Origin of the sequence: Thermosynechococcus sp. HY213 (assembly GCF_031460975.1) — a bacterium.
GTDB lineage: Bacteria > Cyanobacteriota > Cyanobacteriia > Thermosynechococcales > Thermosynechococcaceae > Thermosynechococcus.
Window position 1 is genome coordinate 1 of record NZ_JAVKVB010000002.1, and the last position, 15,307, is coordinate 15,307.

The 15,307-nt window shown below is 48.1% G+C and carries 13 protein-coding genes and 1 pseudogene; 9 read left to right on the forward strand and 5 right to left on the reverse strand.

From position 1 onward, the window contains the following. Positions 1 to 354 precede the first annotated feature (354 nt). The 4 genes from RHK62_RS00690 to RHK62_RS00700 all read left to right on the forward strand — a co-directional run bounded on the left by RHK62_RS00690 (position 355) and on the right by RHK62_RS00700 (position 3,864). The gene (locus RHK62_RS00690) at positions 355 to 621 is read left to right on the forward strand and encodes a hypothetical protein (protein WP_310453098.1); all 267 of its coding nucleotides are present in this window, start codon (positions 355 to 357) and stop codon (positions 619 to 621) included. Positions 622 to 704: 83 nt separating this feature from the next. After that, the gene (locus RHK62_RS13075; protein WP_399377866.1) at positions 705 to 971 is read left to right on the forward strand and encodes a hypothetical protein; all 267 of its coding nucleotides are present in this window, start codon (positions 705 to 707) and stop codon (positions 969 to 971) included. A gap of 94 nt (positions 972 to 1,065) precedes the next feature. Beyond that, positions 1,066 to 2,658: a hypothetical protein gene (locus RHK62_RS00695; RefSeq protein ID WP_310453099.1), complete on the forward strand. Its 1,593-nt coding sequence runs from the start codon at positions 1,066 to 1,068 to the stop codon at positions 2,656 to 2,658. Between the two features lie 252 nt (positions 2,659 to 2,910). Continuing rightward, the gene (locus RHK62_RS00700; RefSeq protein WP_310453100.1) at positions 2,911 to 3,864 is read left to right on the forward strand and encodes a histone deacetylase; all 954 of its coding nucleotides are present in this window, start codon (positions 2,911 to 2,913) and stop codon (positions 3,862 to 3,864) included. On the opposite strand, the gene RHK62_RS00705 is transcribed toward RHK62_RS00700, so the two are convergent. Genes RHK62_RS00705 through RHK62_RS00715 form a run of 3 tightly spaced genes read right to left on the reverse strand, consistent with a single transcriptional unit; the run spans position 3,861 to position 6,546 of the window. After that, entirely contained in the window at positions 3,861 to 4,715 is an 855-nt protein-coding gene (locus RHK62_RS00705) for a hypothetical protein (protein WP_286626157.1), read from the reverse strand. The genes RHK62_RS00700 and RHK62_RS00705 overlap by 4 nt on opposite strands. 55 nt (positions 4,716 to 4,770) lie before the next feature. Next, complete coding sequence (locus RHK62_RS00710) at positions 4,771 to 5,580, reverse strand: class I SAM-dependent methyltransferase (RefSeq protein ID WP_310453101.1); 810 nt, start codon at positions 5,578 to 5,580, stop codon at positions 4,771 to 4,773. Between the two features lie 18 nt (positions 5,581 to 5,598). After that, entirely contained in the window at positions 5,599 to 6,546 is a 948-nt protein-coding gene (locus RHK62_RS00715; RefSeq protein WP_310453102.1) for a glycosyltransferase family 2 protein, read from the reverse strand. Positions 6,547 to 6,793: 247 nt separating this feature from the next. Here RHK62_RS00715 and pseB point away from each other — a divergent pair, with 247 nt between their 5' ends. From pseB to RHK62_RS00745, 5 genes are all read left to right on the forward strand, one after another. Beyond that, positions 6,794 to 7,822, forward strand: a complete 1,029-nt coding sequence (gene pseB / locus RHK62_RS00720; RefSeq protein WP_310453103.1) for a UDP-N-acetylglucosamine 4,6-dehydratase (inverting) — start codon at positions 6,794 to 6,796, stop codon at positions 7,820 to 7,822. Further along, positions 7,823 to 8,986: a UDP-4-amino-4,6-dideoxy-N-acetyl-beta-L-altrosamine transaminase gene (gene pseC, locus RHK62_RS00725; protein WP_206200636.1), complete on the forward strand. Its 1,164-nt coding sequence runs from the start codon at positions 7,823 to 7,825 to the stop codon at positions 8,984 to 8,986. 370 nt (positions 8,987 to 9,356) lie between these two features. Next, entirely contained in the window at positions 9,357 to 11,099 is a 1,743-nt protein-coding gene (locus RHK62_RS00735; protein WP_310453104.1) for a M48 family metalloprotease, read from the forward strand. Positions 11,100 to 11,123: 24 nt separating this feature from the next. Then, entirely contained in the window at positions 11,124 to 12,551 is a 1,428-nt protein-coding gene (locus RHK62_RS00740; RefSeq protein WP_302678590.1) for a YdiU family protein, read from the forward strand. After that, positions 12,548 to 13,747, forward strand: coding sequence for a lipid-A-disaccharide synthase-related protein (locus RHK62_RS00745; RefSeq protein WP_302678591.1), 1,200 nt, complete (start codon positions 12,548 to 12,550; stop codon positions 13,745 to 13,747). The genes RHK62_RS00740 and RHK62_RS00745 overlap by 4 nt, the downstream gene beginning before the upstream one ends. Before the next feature lie 67 nt (positions 13,748 to 13,814). On the opposite strand, the gene psbC is transcribed toward RHK62_RS00745, so the two are convergent. Next, complete coding sequence (gene psbC / locus RHK62_RS00750) at positions 13,815 to 15,200, reverse strand: photosystem II reaction center protein CP43 (protein WP_190278038.1); 1,386 nt, start codon at positions 15,198 to 15,200, stop codon at positions 13,815 to 13,817. Then, a pseudogene (locus RHK62_RS00755) lies at positions 15,184 to 15,307 on the reverse strand (photosystem II protein D2); the annotation flags it as partial. The gene psbC and the pseudogene RHK62_RS00755, both read right to left, overlap by 17 nt.

Genomic DNA, 15,307 nt, shown 5'->3' on the forward strand with positions numbered 1-15,307 from the left:
AAAGAAATTCTTGGATTCTTTTTTAGAGTTTCTAAATTTTCTAGATTGCTCTTGAGTTTAGTCCTCTTTGACAGCTAGGGTGTTAGTGGCTTCTGGAGACACTACCAATATTCAGCGGCACTTGCGCTGGAGCCCTAGTCTGCAGAGCTTGGGAGCTGAAGCCTGAAGTGATCCTTAAGTGATCCTTAAGTGATGGCCTCGAAAGGGTGGTGGTAGATTTAACTTTGCGAGAAACGTTGCTGTCTCTGCGAGTCTTTCCCGACGTCTATCCCTACACGTTGGAGCAGGTACTCAATCCAACGTTTCTTTGTGATACAAGTGGCGATTGCAACAACCTAGCCTGACCAAGCGCCTATGTTTTCCCCTGTCTTTATCTATAGCGATCGCTTCCTCGAACACCGCTGCCGCCAGTTTCACTTTGAGCGACCCGAACGGTTAGTGGCCATCCGTCAGCACTTAGAGGCAGCATTTCCAGCAGCAGAATGGCGTGAACCTACACCTGTCGGAGAAGGATTAACTCCTTGGTTGGAAAAGGTACATAGTCGGGTGTATTTAGACCAATTAACGCGGATTGCAGCAGCAGGGGGGCGGCTGGCTAGATCCCGATACCTACCTCAATGACCAGAGCGATCGCGTGGCGCGGTTAGCAGTACAGGCGTGGCTCGATGGGGTAGATTTAGCTGTACAGCGGCAGCAACCGATTTTTGTTTTGGCACGCCCCCCGGCCACCATGCGTTGCGGGAGCGGGGAATCGCACTCAAGCATTAGTTCAGAACAATCCCCAGATCGCCTACTGTTCGCTCCATGAGTTTCCTGCCTATCCCTATACAGGAGAGGGGAGCGATCGCGGGCACCACAACAATGTCCTTAATCTGCCTCTGCCCAGTGGCTCCACTGGAGCAACCTACCGAAGAGCTTTCCAAGCGGACAACAATGACTATTTCCGAGTATTTCCTAACCATCCTCCCTAGTTGAGTCTTCGCGTTTTCCTATGGCAAACTGGTCTTGACTCCTTAGTCTTTTCATTATAAAATTAGCAACTCTAGTAAGTATTGGGAAACTGAAATGGCAACTCCATACAGGGCGATCGTTCTACATCACCCCTACTTTGCCAAGATGCTATCAACTGCTATTGACCTAGAATTTTGCTTATGTATTTATGAATTTAATTCATTTAAGTATCATGGACAGACTAAAGAATTTTCAAATGTAAACTTTACTATAGAAATCATGGATCATGATGATCTTCAGCACTGTATTTACAATCAAAAATTGCTTGCTAGCATACCTCCAGTAGATAGATACATTTTAAATTCAATGGAAATGTACAAGTCAGAAATAATATCTATTATTTATAGATGGCTTAACTTGTCATATACACAAGCTAGAGACCAATACTATCAACACTTAAAATTTTGGTCATGGTATTTAAGGGATAGAAAAATTAATCTCTTTTTTGGAGTTGTACCCCATGAAACTTACTATTCAGTTATTTATTACCTTTGTAAACTAATATCTATAAAAACTATCCTTGTTCACCCCTTAGGAATCTCGAAGTCGTACACCCTAATGAGTGACTGGAGAATTCCAGATCCTAGGGTAGATACCTTGTGCCAAAAGTACATCAATGATCCTGATTCTGTGGACATAAGTCACTGGTCGCCACAGTTTGCCGAGTTTATAAGTAACCAGAAACTCCAAATACATCCTCCTTACATGAAGCAGACTTTTGATCAGCTAAGTAAAAATAAAATATTGGCATACTTAATGGCTATTAATACCAAGTCTATCAATCCTAATTCAATTAGAAATAAAATTTTAAAATACTTGATGACTATTAGTATTAAGTTTTCATATACCAAGTTAAAATTGATTAGAATTTTGAAAAGAATAGCTAGGATTATAAAAACAACTAGAGTTGCTAAACCAGTAGAAAGAACTTTTAAGTTAGTAAATAGGCATAGACCTAGATTTGGTAACCCATGCTTTGATACTTATTACGAAGGTTTATGTACAGTCACAAATAACAGCTGCTTAGATAACGAGCCGTATATTTATGTTCCTCTACATTATCAACCCGAATGTTCCACACTTCCAATGGGCGAGTTTTTTGAGAACCAAAAAATCATGATAGAATGGCTGTCTCACTCAAGACCAGAGGATGTATGGTTATATGTGAGGGAGCACCCAGCTCAGACATACGACCTAAACACCAGTAGATATAGGGAGCCAAGTTTCTACAGCGATATCTTGAGAATCCCTAGAGTAAGGTTAGTTTCTCGTCGCTGTTCTTCTTTTGATTTAATCAGGAATAGTCTTTGTGTTGCGACTATTACTGGAACCGTTACTTTGGAGTCGTTATATCAAGAGAAACCAGTTTTATTTTTTGGCTATCATGTTTATCAGTATGCTCCTGGAGTTTTTCCAATACGCAATTTAGATGATTGCTCTAATGCTTTGAAAAAAATATGCAACCAAGAATTCGATCTAACAAGAGAAAAGTTTCTTCTTTACTTAAAAGCTTTAGAGAAAAACTGCATAATGAGGAATATAAGTGAATGCAATGATTGGTATGAGCTAGGAAGAGCAAATGATGAGACTGAAAAGAAATTCTTGGATTCTTTTTTAGAGTTTCTAAATTTTCTAGATTGCTCTTGAGTTTAGTCCTCTTTGACAGCTAGGGTGTTAGTGGCTTCTGGAGACACTACCAATATTCAGCGGCACTTGCGCTGGAGCCCTAGTCTGCAGAGCTTGGGAGCTGAAGCCTTAAGTGATCCTTAAGTGATGGCCTCGAAAGGGTGGTGGTAGATTTAACTTTGCGAGAAACGTTGCTGTCTCTGCGAGTCTTTCCCGACGTCTATCCCTACACGTTGGAGCAGGTGCTCGATCCAACATTTCTTTGTGATACAAGTGGCGATTGGAACGACCCAGCCTGACCAAGCGCTTATGTTTTCCCCTGTCTTTATCTATAGCGATCGCTTCCTCGAACACCGCTGCCGCCAGTTTCACTTTGAGCGACCCGAACGGTTAGTGGCCATCCGTCAGCACTTAGAGGCAGCATTTCCAGCAGCAGAATGGCGTGAACCTACACCTGTCGGAGAAGGATTAACTCCTTGGTTGGAAAAGGTACATAGTCGGGTGTATTTAGACCAATTAACGCGGATTGCAGCACAAGGGGGCGGCTGGCTAGATCCTGATACCTACCTCAATGACCAGAGCGATCGCGTGGCGCGGTTAGCAGTACAGGCGTGGCTCGATGGGGTAGATTTAGCTGTACAGCGGCAGCAACCGATTTTTGTTTTGGCACGCCCCCCCGGCCACCATGCGTTGCGGGAGCGGGGAATGGGCTTTTGCCTACTAGCGAATGCAGCCATTGCTGCCCACTATGCCCTCAGTCTGCCAAGGATAAGACGAGTCGCAATTCTCGATTGGGATGTCCACCACGGCAATGGTACCCAAGCACTGGTTCAAGACCATCCTCAGATTGCCTATTGTTCACTTCATGAGTTTCCTGCCTATCCCTATACGGGGGATGGGGGCGATCGCGGGCACCACAACAACGTCCTCAACTTACCCATGCCCACAGGCTCCACTGGAGCGGCCTATCGCACTGCTTTTCAAGATCAAGTCATGCCCTTTTTGCAGCAATTTGGCGCAGATGTGCTCATCATCAGTGCGGGCTACGATGCCCACCGCGATGATCCCCTTTCTAGCATTGAATTACAGGAGGCAGACTATGGCTGGATGATGCACCAATGCTTGCAGATCACTCACTGTATTGTCATTGGCTTGGAGGGAGGGTACAACCTTAATGCCTTGGGGGGATCAGTAGTCAGTGCTGTCGAGGTAGTTGCTCGCCTCTAAAATCGTCCAAAAAATAAAGCCATTACAGACTTAATAAAATCCTTAAGCCAAAGCCTAACCAAGCCCAAATGAGTTGCATAAATTGAATGTTCAATAACTCTAGCATTAATAAACCTAGGATTAATAAAAATACGTCCCCCTTTTTGTTTTATTTGCCTGTGAAGCTCAACATGTTCACATACTTCTTCGTTATTTTCATTTGTTCCACAATATAAAACATCTAGCAAAATATGTTTCTTATAAATTGCACATCCACCAAATGCAGAATCGACTTCTATCCAATCCTTGCATTTAGATATGTTTAACATTCGGCTATATACAGCAGAGGTTAAAGCTGTATACCTACTAGAGCCGTGGTTTATTAGGAATTGATAACTCTTCCAGCAGTCATTGGGAGACCATAAATAATGACGCAATGCCCAAATGTCATAATAGGGTCCATTTTGGCAAGCACAACAAACATCCCAATCGCTTCTCTCGAAGCAACTAGAAATAGATTCTTGGGTTAGTTGATCACCTACTTCATCTAGATCAATAACCATGATATATTCAATATTCTCATACTTAGGTGATTCTTTTAGCTTCTGTAGGTATAAATTTCTGCAGTAAGCAAGTCGTTGTGTTCTAAGAGGTATCTTTTCCTGTAGTCTTCCTAAACTAATAAATTCGAAATTTGAAACCAGTTGTTTTAGTTTCAATAACTCAACAATAGTGTCATCTTCACTATCCGATTCAATAATTAACCATTTTGTATCAAAAGCAGATTTTAGATTCTTTTCTAGTTTTAATACTCTTTTTAAGATACTATTTCCAACGTTACGGACTGTTCCAGTGATTAACAGGTTTATCATTGCTGATCACCTTAGTTAGAATTCTTAAAGTTTGAATTAGTTTTCTTGAGGTTATTTAATCATTAAGCATTAAGTAATGATCAGGTAAAGTTCTTGACTGCATTAGTTTCTTGATTATTAAGAATGATGCAAGGCTGATAAATCTAGTTGTTAGAAAGTGAAAAGCAAGTCTATTCAAATTTTTACGAGTAAACATATGTATACCGTTTGAGCTATAAAAGTTCATATTAAGTAAATTTGCTAATTTAGCAAGAGTTTTTGCTTGAAAAAAGCTAATATGCTGGCCTGTTTTAAATGCATAATACCACCAGCTGATTGGTGGAGGTGAATCTCCGGAAAAAAGCTCAGTTGTGAAAATAATTGTTTCGGCAGAACTCATTGCAATTGTTTCCTTCATGAAAGTTAATGGATCAACCAAATGTTCCATTACTTCAATAGCTATGACAGCCTTACAACACCCTAGCTCACTAGTATATTCAAAACCGCGTGCAAATAAATTTTGGCAGTACTTATCATTCCAATAGCAATCAAAACCAATATCACGCATTAAGCGAGTTAGTATACCATATCCACCAGCAATATCTAGATACCTGCCTTCCCCTCTTTCATTAAAAAGCCAGTATAAAATTGATGCAACTTTAGGAAGTAAAGATAAATTACGGATCAGAATTCCTGTATCTGCTTTACTTATGGCTGATGAATATGCTTCACCTAACCAAAAGGGATCATCAGCTTTTAGATAGCCACATGTTTTACAGAAGTAATATTTAGCAAAATACTTATCTAATACTTGATGAGAAAAGCAAAACTCTAGGCTACTCCCACAAATAGGACATATTTTATTAAGCTGATAATATGTACTCATTTTTACAATTACTACTCCCTAAGAACTTGATTTAAAAAATAAAAAACGATAAAGTTTTTCCTTGAATAGCCTAGTTACACTCAATGGCGAGTGTATAAACTTACCACCAAAATGCTCATTGAAGGTATACTTATCTGCTTCTACATCAACAGCCACTTCACTTGGATGTTGAATCTCTCCTATTGGAAAAACGGGCAAGTTTGCATGAATATGACCTGCAGTCTTTGTATGAGTTGCATCAGAACCAAAACCAATATTACTTACAAGATTAACATTGGGTGTTGCCGTTAACCCGCCATGATACCAGACACAGGCCGTCCATTGATAGTCCCATGTATTAATCTCACTTGAATACACTCGATTAAAAATCTTACGCCAGTATTCCTCCTCAACAGAGTTAAAGTGAAGATTTTGCCACGCTGATGATTTGCTCCACGCCGGCCAAAATGAGATGTTTACGTCGTATTTAGACCATGCCCGTTTCCACGTAGCCCAACCCCAGCAGTGACTATATTTAGAGAAATAATAGCTAGCTTTTCCACGCCACTGCCCATCCTGAAAGTTGTTTCCCGTGATAACCCAAACCCGTTCGTCTTGTTTGTAGTATTCAAGCAATTCATCACAAAACCTAAAAAAGTCAGGATGGGGCAAACAGTCATCTTCTAGAATAATCCCCTTTTCTTCGTGCTCAAAAAACCAAGTAATAGCACTACTGACCGCTACCTTGCATCCTAGGTTCTTCTCTCTAAAAAGAGTTTTAACTTCACAAGGCCAATCTACTTGGGTTGCAATTCTTCTCACCTCAGCAACTTTTTCTGCTTCCCCTTCTCGATCTGCCCTAGGTCCATCAGCAGCCACATAGAGCCTTGGTGGCCGAACCTGACGAATCGCCTCAAAAACTCGTTGTGTCGTATGAGGACGATTGAAAATGAGAAAAAGAACTCCTTTACCTAGCTGATATTTCATAACGAATACTACCTTAAATATTTCGATCTTGTCTTAAAAAATGGTTCATAATGTATTAAATTAGATTGATAATAGTTATAGAATTGGAGCAAAATTTTGCTTTCATCTCTTTCAAGAAAATACACTAAAGCTAGTATTTATGTCAAGTGCTAGCTACAGTCTACAGTTCTTCACTATGGCACTGAGAGTTAAAATTTAAATACTTATGTTTAATTTGTAGGTACTACAGCGGTGAGGACTGACTAGAGTGAACCAAGGATTAACGAAAGAGAGCAGCGTACTTGTGACGGGGGGCACAGGGTCGTTTGGCCGTGCGTTTGTCAAGGAGGTGTTGCGGCAGTTCCCTGATATTCGACGTCTTGTCATTTTCAGCCGTGACGAGCTAAAGCAGTTCGAGATGGCTCAGGAGTTCCCCTACCAAAAGTATCCAGGTATCCGCTACTTCATTGGCGATGTTAGGGATCGCGATCGCCTGCGCCGTGCCCTCAATAGAGTGGATATTGTAGTTCATGCGGCTGCCCTGAAGCAAGTGCCGGCGGCTGAATATAATCCCATTGAGTTTATTCGCACCAATGTCATGGGGGCCGAAAACGTCATTCAAGCCTGCCTCGACACCGGTGTCAAGCAAGTCATTGCCCTCTCCACCGACAAGGCGGCTGCCCCCATCAACCTCTACGGGGCAACAAAGCTCTGTAGTGACAAACTCTTCATTGCTGCCAATAACTTTGCGGGTCGTGATCTGCGGTTCAGTGTGGTTCGCTACGGCAACGTTATGGGGTCACGGGGGTCAGTGATTCCTTTTTTCTTGAAAAAGCGCTGTGAGGGCTGCCTACCAATTACGGATCCAGCCATGACTCGCTTTAATATCTCCCTCCAAGAGGGGGTAGAAATGGTACTGTGGGCACTGCAGCACAGTTGGGGAGGCGAAATCTTTGTGCCGAAAATTCCCTCCTACCGCATTCTCGATGTTGCAGAGGCCATTTGCCCGGAATGTGAGCAACAGTTTGTGGGTATCCGTCCAGGGGAAAAGATCCACGAAGAGATGATTACCACTTCCGATTCTTACACCACGGTTGATTTAGGCCAGTACTATGCCATTTTGCCCATTCAAGGGCGCTTCACGCTAGAAGAGTACTGTGCCCAAACAGGGGCAACACGGGTTAAACCGGGCTTCAGCTATAATTCTGGCACCAACGATCGCTTCCTTAGTGTCGAGGAGCTGCGCACTCTGATTCGCCAACACGTTGACCCGAACTTTATCCCAGGCAGGGGCTAAATGGGCACAATTCCCTACGGTCGCCAAGACATTACGCCAGAGGATATTGCGGCTGTCGTTGACGTCCTGCAATCGGACTGGCTGACCCAAGGCCCCAAGGTTCCCGAGTTTGAAGCAGCACTGGCCAGTTGTTGTGGTGCACGGTATGCCGTTGTGGTTAGTAGTGCCACAGCAGCGCTTCACCTCGCCTGTATTGCAGCGGGGCTACAAGGGGGCGATCGCCTGTGGACCTCGCCGATTACCTTTGTTGCCTCGGCGAATTGTGGCCGCTACTGTGGTGCTACGGTGGATTTTGTTGATATTGACCCCCACACCTATAACCTGAGTGTTTCTGCCCTTGCCGACAAGCTAGCAATTGCCAAAAAGCAAGGGACGCTTCCCAAGGTTGTCATTCCTGTTCACCTCGCCGGACAATCCTGTGAGATGGCTGCCCTTGCTGAACTTGCACAGACCTATGGCTTTACCCTCATCGAAGATGCCTCCCATGCCCTTGGGGGTCACTACCGTGGCCGACCCATTGGCTGCTGTGAATTCTCGACGATGGCGGTTTTTAGCTTTCATCCCGTCAAGATTATCACCACGGGTGAGGGCGGTGCCATTCTCACCAATGATCCAGACCTCTACCAGCGCCTTATCCGTCTGCGCAGCCACGGGATTACCCGCGATCCCCAACACATGGTGAGCGACTCCCACGGCCCTTGGTATTACCAACAACTGGAACTGGGCTTTAACTACCGCATGAGTGACCTGCAAGCAGCTCTTGGCCTACAGCAACTGCAACGCCTCGATCAGTTTGTCGAGCGGCGGCGTTTTTTAGCCCAACGCTACCATCAATCTCTTGCGGATTTGCCCCTCACGCTCCCCTTTCAGCATCCTGATACCCGCTCCAGTTGGCATCTCTACATCATTCGCCTGAAGCGAGACCAAATTCAAGCTTCCCATCGCGAAGTCTTTGAAGCCCTTCGTTCCCTTGGAATTGGGGTGAATCTCCACTACATTCCTGTGCATACCCAACCCTACTATCAGCAATTGGGCTTTCAATGGGGAGACTTTCCCAACGCCGAGGCCTACTACCAAGAAGCGATTAGCTTGCCTCTGTACTATGGCCTGACCCTTGCCCAACAGGATCAAGTCATTCAGGCGCTCAAGCAAGTCTTGGCTTAAGACCGCAACGCCAACAGCCCCTCCCCTATGCGAAAGTAAGCCTGCATCAACCGCTCAAAGCGATCGCCCAAGTCCCGTTTTGACTCTGCTGGCGATCATCTCGCCCTAGGGGCTTTTAAGGTTTGAGGCCTCTTGCCTTCAAGAATTGTAGGAGGTCACTCCTTTGAATGTGATTGAGCACGAGTTCAGTGCGTTGAAGCGAGCATGGATGTATGCAGGGTCAAACAATTCTATTGATGAAGTGATTCGCAATTATTGTGCCGAATAGCGTCTCATTCTTTATTTGAATAGCTATAATTCTAACGAAGACCCAATTCACCCATGCCTAGTGATTAGACTATAAAGCATCAGGTGGCTTGAGGACAGTTTCATGGTGCAAGATGGGTTACGCTACTGGCCGCTGGGTATTGTTCTTCTTTTAGGGGTGGCTCTTGAACCGGTTAGAGCAGCAGAGATGTCCCTACCCCAAACGGGTGTAGCAGAGGAGGAGTTGATTGCTCTCATTAAAGAAGACCCCTTTGCCCAAGCTCGCCTGCCGCAATCTGAAGGCTCTGCTGTTGATCTATTGCCGCTGCCACCCCAGCCCCCCCCAGCAGTCGTTCCGCCTGTAGAATCCCCTGCTCCCCTACCCACGAGCACTGAGATCAAGGATGATTCAGCAGCCCCCTCTGTGGAACCTGCACCAAGAACGACTGACAATTCTTCAGAAGCTCCAACAACAGTGGAACTGACCGCAGAGCAAGCCGCACAGGAGGCGCGGTTAGCACTTCTACGGGAGGGCGATCGCCACTGGCAATTAGGAGACACCGTCACAGCCCAAACCTATTACCAAAAGGCTAAGGCTGACCTAGATTTGCCACCCCCCCGTGTCACCCCCCCCGCTGTACTGGAAATTAGTCAACTGCCCCCCGCTGCCCAAGTCTATTGGCGAGAAGTTCAAGGGGGTTCCCAACTCTACAGTGCCCAAGCCGTGCCCCTGCGGCTGTTGGTGGAGCAATTCCCAGAGTTTATCCCCGGCCAAGTGCGCTTCGCTGAGTTTCTAGCGCAGCAGGGTTCCCTCAAAGAGGCCTATGCCCATCTCGAAAAAGCCGCCAGCCTCTATCCTGATCAACCCGATATTCAACGTAGCCTCGTCACCCTCTACGATCGCCAGCAACAGTGGCTAGAAGCGGCTCTTGCCGCCCAACGTTTTGCCCTACTGAATCCTGACCACCCCGCCACACCCGAATTTCAGCAACTAGCCGCAGAGCGAATGCAACGGTTCCGTCGTCGCCTGCAGGGACAACTGCGCGAAGGCATGATTGTCGGCGCCCTCACTGGACTGGTGGGTGTGGCACTCACGGGCAATCCCTTACTATCCTTGGACTCGATTCAAATGATGGCCTTGATGATGCAGGGAGAATCTGCCCTAGGCCGTTCAGCAGCACAGCAAATTAGCCGCCAAGTCAAGCTCCTTGAGGATCCTGAGGTTCAAGCCTATGTCAATGAAGTGGGGCAACGCCTCGCCAAAGTGGCCGGTCGCAATGAGTTTGAGTATGAGTTTTTTGTGATAAAAGATAATGATCTCAATGCCTTTGCCCTGCCAGGAGGCAAGATTTTTATCAATTCCGGTGCAATTCTCAAAGCCAATACCGAGGCAGAACTTGCTGGCTTACTGGCTCACGAAATTGCCCACGCGGTGCTCTCCCACGGTTTTCGCTTGGTCACCCAAGGCACGGCCACTGCCAACTTGACGCGGTTATTACCTGCTGGTGGCTATGTGACAGGGATTCTCGTGACTAGCTATAGTCGAGAAATGGAGCGAGAGGCGGATATTTTGGGCACACGGATTCTGGCGAGGGCAGGCTATGCCGCTGATGGCCTACTTAACCTCATGCACACCCTCAAGAAGGAATACCGTCATCAGGAGCCACCGTTACCATGGTTTTCTACCCACCCGCCGACCAATGAGCGCATTCGCTATATCCGTGGTTTGATGCGCGATCGCGGGTACACCCCCTTTGCCTTTGAGGGGGTCGAACGCCATCAACAAATTCAAGCGCGCTTGCGTACCCTTGTGGATCCCCCCAATCCCAAAAAGTCCAAACGGGAAACTGCCAAGACGCCGCAATAGCTGAGTCCGCTTTGAATGTTCTGAATGTCTCGACATTGCTTTCAAACCCTTGAGTACGAACCCGCATTTCTCTCCCTAGGGGAAGAGTACTGGGACGAGGTACAGGCGGCAACCTTTCCGCAGCATATTCTGCGTTTTCGCAATGATGCCCTCTTACCCCTGATGGGTCTGAATCCCGCCAAGGTAACCGATGCTGACTTTATTGCGGCCTTTGGCCAGTTTCAGGGGCGTGAACCTTTTTTAGCGATGCGTTACCACGGCTACCAATTTGGGGAATACAATGCTCGCTTGGGGGATGGCCGAGGGTTTCTCTATGGTCAGTTTCGCGGTGTGGATGGTCAACTGTATGACCTTGGCACGAAAGGATCCGGCATCACACCCTATTCGCGGGGGGGAGATGGTCGGCTGACGCTCAAAGGCGGTGTCCGTGAGGTTTTGGCCAGTGAACTGCTGCATCGCTTGGGGGTGAGCACCTTTCGCAGTCTCAGTTTGGTGGAAACGGGAGAATCCCTCTGGCGGGGGGATGAGCCATCGCCGACGCGATCGAGTGTCTTAGTGCGCCTTGGCCGTTCCCATATTCGCTTTGGTACCTTTGAGCGGCTCCACTATCTGCGGCGACCGGACTTGATTCGACGGTTACTCGACCACGTCATTTACTACTACTACCCCCACTTGCTAGAGATCCCAGACCCCAAGGAACGGGATTGTACCTTTTATCGTGAGCTAGTGGCACGCACAGCGGATCTGGCGGCGCAGTGGTTGGTGGCGGGGTTTTGTCATGGGGTTTTGAACACCGATAATATGGCCATTACGGGCGAGAGCTTCGACTATGGTCCCTATGTCTTTTTGAAGCACTATGATTTGGGGTTTACAGCCGCCTACTTTGACTACTATGGCCGCTACGCCTACGGCAATCAACCAGCAATTTGTGCTTGGAATTTGGAGAAGCTGCAAATCCCTCTGTCTTCAGTAATGCCCCTTGAGGAAATGCAAGCTGCCCTAAAGACCTTTGGCGATCGCTGCCAAACCACCTACTTGAAACTCATGCTCAAACGCCTCGGTTGGGCAGACCTTCCTCTAGAAATTGGCCATCCCTTGGTGGCAGAAACCCAAGCTTTTCTCAGCCGCAGCACCATCAGTTATCCCCAATTCTTTGTCAGCCTACGGCAGGAATTCTCCCCTGAGTGGGCTGTAGATCCCAGTCATATCTTTCGTAACAGCTCAACCCTCACGCCAGCAGATCAGAAATTGCTAGAGGTTTGGAAAAGAACCTATTTTGAGCTACTTCAGCAAGCCAGCCCACGGCAGCGGGCGGCAATTCCCCAAACCCTACAGGCAGCCAATCCCCTTGTCATCCTCACTCGTTCCCAGATCGAACACATTTGGCAGGCCATTGATCAGGCGGATGATTGGTCACGATTTACTACAGCTCTTGAGTTGATGCAGGCATGAAGCGACTCCTTTGCCTGAGTAATGGCCACGGTGAGGATGCGATCGCTAGCTCGATTTTGCAGGCCTTGCGGCAGCGGTGTCCACACTTAGACCTAATGGCGTTGCCCTTGGTGGGCTTAGGGTCTGCCTATACGCGGCTGGGAATTCCTGTATTGCAGCCTAGAAAAATACTCCCCTCTGGGGGCTTTATCTACATGGATCTGCGACAGCTATGGCGAGATCTCAAGGCAGGTTTGCTGGGACTCTTGGGATCACAGATTCGCGCCATTCAAGCTTGGCAGCAATCGGGAGGACATCTGTTGGCGGTGGGGGATATTGTGCCCCTATTGCTGGCCTATGGCACAGGGGGAACCTATAGTTTTATCGGCACTGCTAAGTCTGACTACTACCTATATGACACGACGGGGCGTCCCTATCGTTGGGGCATGGGCTGGGCGGGGAGTGACTACCTGCCTTGGGAGCGATGGTTGTGGCGATCGCCCCGCTGTCGAGGCATTTTTGTCCGTGATGAGTTAACCGCTAAAGGGTTGCGGCAATTCGGTTACACGGTTCACTACTGTGGCAATCCCATGATGGACTTAGTGATGCCACCCCCTGAGCGATCGCCTTTTACGACTAGAACCATTGTGCTACTGCCGGGGTCTCGTGCCCCTGAGGCCTACCGCAATTGGCAACAGATCCTACGGGTACTGGCGCCCTATCCCGATCAGCCGCTGACCTGTCTTGCCGCTGTCAGTCCCAGCCTTGATTTACGGATGCTTGAGCAAAGCCTTGAGGGTTGGCAACCCATCGCCAGTGCATTACCCCAGACCAGCGCATGGCAGTTGGGTCAGCAACAACTGATTTTAAGTTCACATCACTTTCGTGAATTTCTGCATTGGGCAGAAGGGGGCATTGCCCTCGCCGGCACAGCCACAGAGCAGTGTGTGGGCTTAGGGAAACCCGTGATCACCTTTGCGGGTGCAGGCCCCCAGTTTACCCGTGAGTTTGCTAGTCGCCAAAAACGCCTTCTCGGAGACTCGATTTTCCTACTCGATGATCCTCAAGAGGCCATCCCGACCCTTTGGCAGATTTGGGAAGATGCGACTTTACTTGCGCGAATTGCCGCCAATGGCAAAGAACGCATGGGCGACCCCGGAGCGAGCGATCGCATTGCTGAGCAACTGTTAAAAATACTCGGCATTGAGTCCTGCTAAAAAAAAGACCCCCATCCGTAGATGGGAGCCAAGGAGGATTGAGTTTGGTTAGATGAAGTCAGTGACTCTAATCAAGGCTCGGCATCGAGAGTACGGGTTCAGACTCACGGTCAATCCCCTTCTCGAAACCAGCCGCCGCCGCACGGGCACGACCAGCATGCCACAGGTGACCCACTAGGAAGAAGAAGGCCAAGACAAAGTGGGACGTAGCCAGCCAAGAGCGGGGTGACACGAAGTTCACCGAGTTGATTTCGGTGGCCACACCACCCACGGAGTTCAAAGAACCCAGAGGGGCATGGGTCATGTACTCAGCGGCACGACGCTCTTGCCAAGGCTGAATGTCATTTTTGATCTTGTTGAGGTCAAGACCATTGGGACCGCGCAACGGCTCCAACCAAGGACCACGGAAATCCCAGAAGCGCATTGTTTCACCACCGAAGATGATTTCACCCGTAGGAGAGCGCATCAGGTATTTACCAAGACCAGTGGGGCCTTGAGCCGAACCGACGTTCGCACCCAATTTTTGGTCACGGATCAAGAACGTCATTGCCTGAGCCTGAGAGGCCTCTGGACCCGTAGGACCATAGAATTCACTGGGATAGACCGTGTTGTTGAACCAGACAAAGCAGGTGGCAATGAAGCCCATCATGGACAGGGCGCCCAAGCTATAGGACAGATAGGCTTCCCCAGACCAGATAAAGGCACGGCGTGCCCAACCAAAGGGCGTCGTCAGAATGTGCCAGATACCACCAGCAATGCAGATCAAACCGATCCAAATGTGACCACCGACAACGTCCTCAAGGTTGTTGACGCTGACGATCCAGCCCTCACCGCCAAAGGGAGACTTCAGCAGGTAGCCAAAGATCACCGTGGGGTCAAGGGTGGGGTTGGTAATGACGCGGACATCGCCACCGCCGGGTGCCCAAGTGTCATAGAGGCCACCAAAGAACATGGCTTTGGCCACCAACAGCAGGGCACCAATACCGAGAACGATCAGGTGGAAACCGAGGATCGTCGTCATTTTGTTTTTATCTTTCCAGTCGTAGCCAAAGAAGGAGGAGTATTCCTCAAGGGTTTCAGGGCCACGAATGGCATGGTAAACCCCACCAAAGCCGAGAACAGCAGAGGAAATCAGGTGCACCACCCCGACCACAAAGAAGGGGAAGGTGTCCACGACTTCACCCCCAGGGCCAACGCCCCAACCAAGGGTGGCAATGTGGGGAATGAGGATCAGCCCTTGCTCGTACATTGGCTTCTCAGGAATGAAGTGAGCCAACTCGAACAGGGTCATGGCACCGGCCCAGAAAACGATCAGGCCAGCGTGGGCGACGTGAGCACCCAAGAGTTTGCCGGAGAGATTAATCAGACGAGCATTACCGGCCCACCACGCGAAACCGGAGGATTCTTGGTCGCGATTGGTGGCAAAAATCGAGTTACTAGAGAGCGTTACCACGGGGGAGTACCTCTTCTGGGAAGACAAAGTTTTCATGGGGTTGGTCTTGGGGCGCCATCCAAGCGCGAATGCCCTCGTTCAAGAGCAGGTTCTTGGTGTAGAAGGTC